Annotated in this window: 6 protein-coding genes; all 6 read right to left on the reverse strand. The window is 43.0% G+C overall.

The genetic code is table 11. The annotated features are described in order from the left end of the window. Nucleotides 1-69: 69 nt before the first annotated feature. Complete coding sequence (locus tag B879_RS04065; RefSeq protein ID WP_040400215.1) at nt 70-504, reverse strand: nuclear transport factor 2 family protein; 435 nt, start codon at nt 502-504, stop codon at nt 70-72. Between the two features lie 493 nt (nt 505-997). Continuing rightward, on the reverse strand, nt 998-1,678 hold the full coding sequence (locus B879_RS04075) for a hypothetical protein (RefSeq protein WP_009183874.1): 681 nt from the start codon (nt 1,676-1,678) through the stop codon (nt 998-1,000). A gap of 182 nt (nt 1,679-1,860) precedes the next feature. After that, nucleotides 1,861-2,442 carry a precorrin-2 dehydrogenase/sirohydrochlorin ferrochelatase family protein gene (locus B879_RS04080; protein ID WP_009183875.1) on the reverse strand — a complete coding sequence of 194 codons (582 nt, stop codon included), beginning with the start codon at nt 2,440-2,442 and terminating at the stop codon, nt 1,861-1,863. 303 nt (nt 2,443-2,745) lie between these two features. Beyond that, nucleotides 2,746-3,516, reverse strand: a complete 771-nt coding sequence (gene cobA / locus B879_RS04085; protein ID WP_009183876.1) for a uroporphyrinogen-III C-methyltransferase — start codon at nt 3,514-3,516, stop codon at nt 2,746-2,748. Beyond that, complete coding sequence (locus B879_RS04090) at nt 3,513-5,615, reverse strand: ferredoxin-like domain-containing protein (protein ID WP_009183877.1); 2,103 nt, start codon at nt 5,613-5,615, stop codon at nt 3,513-3,515. The genes cobA and B879_RS04090 overlap by 4 nt, the downstream gene beginning before the upstream one ends. A gap of 285 nt (nt 5,616-5,900) precedes the next feature. Further along, on the reverse strand, nt 5,901-7,163 hold the full coding sequence (locus tag B879_RS04095; protein WP_009183878.1) for a sulfate adenylyltransferase subunit 1: 1,263 nt from the start codon (nt 7,161-7,163) through the stop codon (nt 5,901-5,903). Nucleotides 7,164-7,287 lie beyond the last annotated feature (124 nt).

Genomic DNA, 7,287 nt, shown 5'->3' on the forward strand with positions numbered 1-7,287 from the left:
TCCATTCTCTCGTGCAGAATTCTAACAATCAGAACATTATTGTCTTCAATAATCTTAATCCTGCTCTCATCATCTCGCTGGCATCATGTTTCTGATTCCTGCGATTTTCCAGTTTTCCCCCTCTTTGATGACCAAAAAAGTACTCCACATCCTTCTTGTTGGAGCCTCATTGTCACCAATGATTTCATAACGGGCATCCACAATAGCACAAGTTTCATTTAATAAGCGTGTTTTTTCTACTTTGAGTTGACGTTGACCAGGATTATTGGCAGAACTTCTTTGCATGCCGTACATGGCTTCACTGATCCCGGTTCTCCATTCTCCAGAAGAAACCAATTGATCAACTTCTGTTGTCAAAATTGATTTGAGCAATAAAGTATCCTGATTTTCCCTGGCCTTAGAATATTCATCGATCAGGGTAAGAATTTTTATTTGGTCTTGACCTGAAACTTGGTGTTGCCCAAATAAAAGGGAGGTATTTAGGGCATGCTGAAAAACGCCAATTGGAGAATAATTTCTTTAAATTTTGATGAATACCCCATTTATTAAGCGTTGTCTTTTTAAGCAGGTGCAAACTTATTCAATGATCCAGTTTGATTTGCGTGCACCTGAAAATTTCAAAATTCGAAATTTTCAGGCTAGCCTCAGGCATACCATCTTCTTCATTGGGCTCATTCGAAGTATAAGCATACATCTTCACTCGCCCGCTTTGAAGCTGGCATACCTGAGGCTTTTTCAGCAAGCCCTATTTAGAATAAGAAAAAGGAAAATTAGCGCCGAGTCTTTTATCATGGTGTTGTGTATTAGGGCAGAATCATTTGTCAGCTTTCAGATCTTATGGGAAGGAGTTTTATTCCAATATGAATGAATATAATCAATTCTTTGAATTCAAGGAACTGATTCCAAAACGTAAAAAAATTACATAATCTGAAGTATTAGTTCATGTCATGGGCGAAAAGAAAAAGATGATCAAAACCCTTACGAGCCTTGCAAAGTGTCAAAACCTAAATTTCACAGCAAGGCTGGGACTCAGCAGTTGAAAAGCTGCATTTCGGGTATTTAGGGTGACTGCCCCTTGATTGTCATAGCTCGCATCTTGGCTGGTAAGGAAATCCATGGTGCCTGTTTGCATATAATTCACCCTCAGTTCTAGGAAAGTGTCGCCTCCTTTTTCCAAGGGAATCATCAGTCCTCCGCCTAATTGGTACAGGTGAGACCAGTCATAGACCTCAGTGCCAGCGGCCATGGGTTCTGCAAGCCTGTTTTCTCTGACCTTTGAACGGGTATAGGTATGAATGGCACCCAGTTGGCCTTCAATAAAAGGTCTTATACCTACACCCAAGTCCGGCATTAGCCGGATTACGCCAGCAAAGTGGATGGCATTGTTGTTTCTCCGGATCCTAAACCGCTGATCCGTACCATTAATCACGTCAGTACTCCTGTGCATGGCTGTGCCATAAAGCATGTAACCGAATTCTCCTCCTAGGTATATGGGCGTATTGGAAAGCTGGTGAAGGAATCCAAGATTGAGGGATGGGAACCATTGACTGCCAACTTCTGATCGGAATTCAGCTATCGGTAGGCCTGCATTGAATCGTAGCCCTGCCATTTTTTCCTGTGCCTGAACCGAAAAAGAAAACAAGACAAAAATCAATAAGTAAGAAATCGTCTTTTTCATAAGCCCAAATTTTCAAAAGATGGTATTGATTTCTTGAACGAAAAATTAAAAACGAGGTTTTGAATTACGGTTATGGTTTTAATGCTACTTTGAATTAGAGTTCATGCAAAGCCGCAAAGCAAAGTGTTATTTTACAAATAGCAGTAGCTATACCTTTGCGCCTTTGCGAGAAACTATCAAAACTAAGCCCTTTCTTTCTCCACCAACTTCCCCGTAATCTCATTCATCGCCTTGACCTTATACTCAAAATCACCTTTTAGGGTAGCACGGTAGGCATTCAAGTTTTCCAAAAGCTCATCAATTTCCTCTGGGAGAATTTCCTCAAAGAGTTCTCTCAATCGCTTGGCGGTAGTTGGGGATTTTCCATTGGTACTGATGGCAATTTTCAGGTTTCCTTTGGTTACAATCCCACCCAAATAAAAATCACATAAAGCGGGAGTATCGGCCACATTGACTAAAATAAAGCGCTCTTTGGCTTCATCATGAATCTGCTTATTGACTTTAGGGAAATTAGTGGCAGCAATGACAATATGTTTGCCCCCCAAATACTTCTCATGGTAAGCATCTTCTATGAGGGTAACATGGGAAGCAGACTGTGCCAGCTCCAAAAACTCTTCATTGAATTCCTTGGACACTACGGTAACATGGGCCTCAGGACTACTTTTGAGCAAAAAGGATAGTTTCTCCGTTGCAACAAATCCGCCCCCTATAAGGAGAACATTGAGTTGGTGAACTTTGAGGAAAATAGGATATAAGTGGTTCATGGTTTTAGATGGTTTGAGGCGAGAAGCGAGAGACGAGAGTTTAGAGACAAGAGACAAGAATCAAGATGCAAGATGCAAGACTTGGATTTTCCGAGGAAATACGATGCGTTTACCATTGAAATATGGTAGAAATAGAGTTGAAATAGAGTTGAAATAGAATTGATATTGGTCGATATTAGCTTTGCGATATAATGATATTGGGTTCCCTCCAACTTAAGGGGGCATTTCTACTAATAAAAGGAGAAGCCCCAATATCCATTAATATCCAATATCAATAAATATCTATTATGCTACCTAGATATTTCAATTACCTAAATGAACCACTTCATCATAAACCCCCTTCAATTGATAACTCTCCTTCACTACCTCTCCTACAATAATAATCGCTGGGGCGGCAATACCGGATTGACGGGCCTTGGCCTGGATATCTCCTATGGTTCCAGCAATAAATTTTTCTTCCTTGGTAGTGCCATTTTGGATAATGGCAACGGGAATATCAGATTTGCCAGCCGCTGAATATGCTTTCACGATCTCATTCAGTTTTTTGGTGCCCATCAAGATGACTACCGTAGCCGTAGATTGGGCAGCAATGGCGATGTCGCGGGAGAGTTCTCCGTAGCTTGTGGTAGCGGTGATGACCCAGAAACTCTCGGAAACACCTCGTTTGGTCACAGGGATACCGATGGAAGCTGGAACTGCTACCGCGGAAGTGATGCCTGGCACCACTTCGGTAGGAATACCAAAGGCTTCTATATAGTCAATTTCCTCTGAACCCCTACCAAACACAAAGGGATCTCCCCCTTTGAGCCGGACCACATGCCCATGCTTCAGCGCATATTCTACACAAAGTCTATTGGTCTCGTCCTGTGGACAGGAATGTTTGCCTACCCGTTTGCCCACAAAGACCTTGATGGCCTGTGAAGGGGCATGTTTGAGCAAAGATTTGTCAATTAAGGCATCGTACAGAACCACGTCGGCTTTGTTCAAGGCTAATACGCCTTTCAAGGTGATAAATTCAGGATCCCCTGGACCGGCTCCTACGAGCGTAACTTTTGGTTTGATGGGCTGTATCATGCGAGTACCTCCTTTTCTCTGTAAGAACTGATGGCTTCGAAAACCTTTCCTGCATCCTCAAAATAAGACTTGGCAAAAGCTTCTGAAGGTTCTTGTTGGTTGATTTGATATATGATGTCCTTGAGCGTTCCTTCGATGGCTATCTTGCCAGTTTCCACGAAAGTCTCGTCAAACAAATTCACAATATTCGCATAGGAATTGGTGCTTTTGCTTTCGGACAATAAGATGGCTTTGGCTGCATTGACCAAGGCGGCATAGGTATGGTAGATGCTGTCAGACCAACGGTTTTCTATAAAGGCCTCTTTGGATAAATCCAACTTCTCCTGAGCTTCCAAAAGTAAGGTGGCTACCAAGTCGATCACCACCCCGGCACACTCTCCTACACCCACGGCCACTTTGTAGGCATCTTCATTGCCCCAATCCACTTGGTCTTCTTCAGTAAGGGTACTGGTATCAGTCAGGCCTTTCAGGATATCATAAAAGTACATTTGACCTTTGCGATCATAGTAGCGAAGGAAATCTTCTCCTGCCTCTTGATGTAGGGCAAAGTCATCCAATAAAATTCTCAAAGCCTGAGACCCCCTTTTGCTTGGAATCTTGATCACTTTATCTGCAAAGCGCCCATTGCCATCCCCCAAATTGCCACCGCCCAATAATACCTGCAAGGCTGGGAAAACCGTTTTCCCGGCTTTCAAAGACATGCCTTGGAAACCAATATGCGCCATGTTGTGCTGCCCACAGGCATTCATACAGCCGGAAATCTTGATGGTCAAATCCTTGGATTGAAGGTACTGCGGATATTCTCGTGCGATAACTTTTTCCAATTCCCGCGCTATCCCGGTACTGCTGGCAATTCCCAGGTTACAGGTGTCAGTTCCTGGACAAGCAGTGATGTCTCCCAAGGAATTATAGCCATAATCCGCTAATCCAATCTTCTTTAGCTCTTGGTAGAAATGGGGAACCAATTCCTCCTTGACATCCCGAATCAGGAAATTTTGTCTAAGCGTAAAACGGATTTCATTATTGGCGTACCGTAGGGCCAAGTCAGCGATTAACCGTGCTTGGGCAGTGGTAAAATCTCCCAGCAATACTTTCACACCAATGGCTACATAACCAGCTTGTTTTTGTGGAATGAGATTGGTCAATTTCCACTGCTCATAAGCCAAATCAAGGGGTTCGGTAACTTCTACTAATTCCGGATTCGGTAAGGTTTTGTTGGCCTCATAGTCATCCACTTCAATGGGATAGGTTTTATATGGCAAGGCTTTTTTCTCTTCCTCTACCAATTGCATAAAAGCATCAATCCCAATCTCATTGATCAAAAATTTCATCCTTGCCTTCAAACGTCTGGAACGCTCTCCATGCCTGTCAAAAATCCTCAATACCCCTTCTATAAACGGTATCAATTCATCTATGGCAAGAAAATCTGTGATCAGGTCTGCATGGCGAGGTTGAGAACCCAGGCCACCACCAAGCAAGACCTTGAAACCTCTGATTTCTTTTCCATTCTCAACTTTCACTTTTGGAATAAAACCTAGGTCATGTAGGTAGGAAAGGGCGGTGTCCTCATAGGAAGAGGAGAAGGACATCTTAAACTTTCGCCCCATTTCCTGGCAGACAGGATTCCGTAGGAAATACTTGAATACCTCATCTGCGTAAGGGGTTACATCAAAAGGTTCGTTGGGATCGATACCAGCAACTTCAGAAGCGGTCACGTTTCTTACCGTATTGCCGCATGCCTCCCGCAAAGTCACATCGTCTTTTTCCAGATCAGCCCAAAGTTGAGGGGTCTCATCCAAACTCACGTAGTGAATCTGAATATCCTGACGGGTAGTGATGTGGAGTTTGCCCGTCGAGTACTTGTCCGACACATCACAGATGCGTTTCAATTGATTGCCCGTTACTCGGCCATAGGGCAGTTTGATGCGTATCATCTGTACGCCCGGCTGCCGTTGTCCATACACCCCACGTGCCAAACGCAGGCTGCGGAATTTTTCCTCATCTATCTTCCCCTCCCGAAAAAGCCGGATCTTCCGCTCCAATTCGATAATGTCCTTTTCGACAACGGGATTCTCAATCTCGGTTCTAAAGCTTTCCATTTTTTGTTTAATCTATAGGTTTAGTAGAGTAATTATTTATGCCAATACCAGGTACCATAGCTCGTCCTGAGTATCGGGATACCAAGTATGAGTTTCTCCTGAGTTTACGATTTGGTTTTATTGCAGATTTTCTAAGTAAACCAAATATTCAATTTTTAATACATAATCTCTTTTCGAACTGTCTTGGTACTTGGTACAGTATGATTGAACTGTGTCTTATTTCTTGTTTCTTATCTTCCCGATTCTCGGGACAGGCTTTGATTCTAATTCACTCGCTTCTCGCATCTAAACTCTGGCATCAATAAACCCTACACTCACCGTATCATGTGTACCTTCATCAATCAGGATAAAGCTGCCATTGGAACGGTTGACTTGGTAGGGATCAAAATGAATCGCTTTGCTGAGTTTGAAACTCACTTTGCCTATATCATTTAATTTCAAAGCCTCGGTTTTTTCCTCCCCGCTGAAATCGGTTTGGATTTTGGATTGGATGGACTCTACCCTTGCCAATACCCGGTTGACGCCATGCTGCAAGGTATATTTCTCACCGATTCTCAAAGGCTTGTGATTCACTTGGCAGATGGTGGCTGTGATGCTTTTCTCAGAGCTAGGCAATTCTGAAGATTTGACAATCATATCTCCCCGACTGATATCTACCTCATCTTCCAAAGTGATGGTAATGGAGGCACCCGGAACAGCGACGTCCAACTCCTGACCGAATAATTGAATGGATTTGATTTTGGATTCTGTAAAGGAAGGTAGGATCGTCACCTGATCCCCCACCTGCAAGTTGCCTCCATACAACTTTCCTGAGAAACCTCTGAAATCATGGAAATTATCGGTTTTAGGACGGATTACGTATTGCACCGGGAATCGGGCAAATGCTTGCTCCTGCAAATCTTCCGGCTCCAAAACCTCCAAATGATCCAACAAAGTATTACCTACATACCAAGGCATCTCGGAGGACTTCTTAGCAATGTTTTCACCTTTAAGCGCAGAAATTGGAATAAAGGTAATTTGTTCAGTGTTGAAGTTGCTTTTTTCCACCAAAGCCTCGAAATCAGCTTTGATTTTCAGAAACACATCTTCGTCATAACCCACCAAATCCATTTTATTGATGGCTACCACTACATGGCTCAACCGTAGTAAATTGCTGATAAAGAAATGACGAAAGGTCTGTTCGATGACTCCTTTTCTGGCATCAATCAGGATGATAGCTACTTGAGAAGTGGAAGCACCGGTCACCATGTTGCGCGTGTACTCCACGTGCCCTGGTGTATCTGCTACGATAAAGTTGGTTTTATTTGTATTGAAATAAATATGCGCCACATCGATGGTGATGCCTTGTTCCCGCTCCGCCACCAATCCATCTGTCGCCAAGGAAAAATCCAAGTAATCAAATCCTCTTTGGCGGCTGGTCTTCTCGATCGCCTCCAATTTATCGGTAGTCAGGGAACCCGTATCGTACAATAATCTCCCGATCAAGGTACTTTTCCCATCATCCACTGAACCGGCGGTAGCTATTTTTATGAGTTTTCTATTTTCCATTTTTTTTAGACATTAGATGCTTGTTTTAGAATCAAGACTCAAGACACAAGATTCAAGACTTTGATCTGAGTTGGAAATAAGATTGTGGTAGAAATGATGTAAAGTAGATATATCGGGTATTGTT

Origin of the sequence: Cecembia lonarensis LW9 (assembly GCF_000298295.1) — a bacterium.
GTDB classification, from domain to species: Bacteria; Bacteroidota; Bacteroidia; order Cytophagales; family Cyclobacteriaceae; genus Cecembia; species Cecembia lonarensis.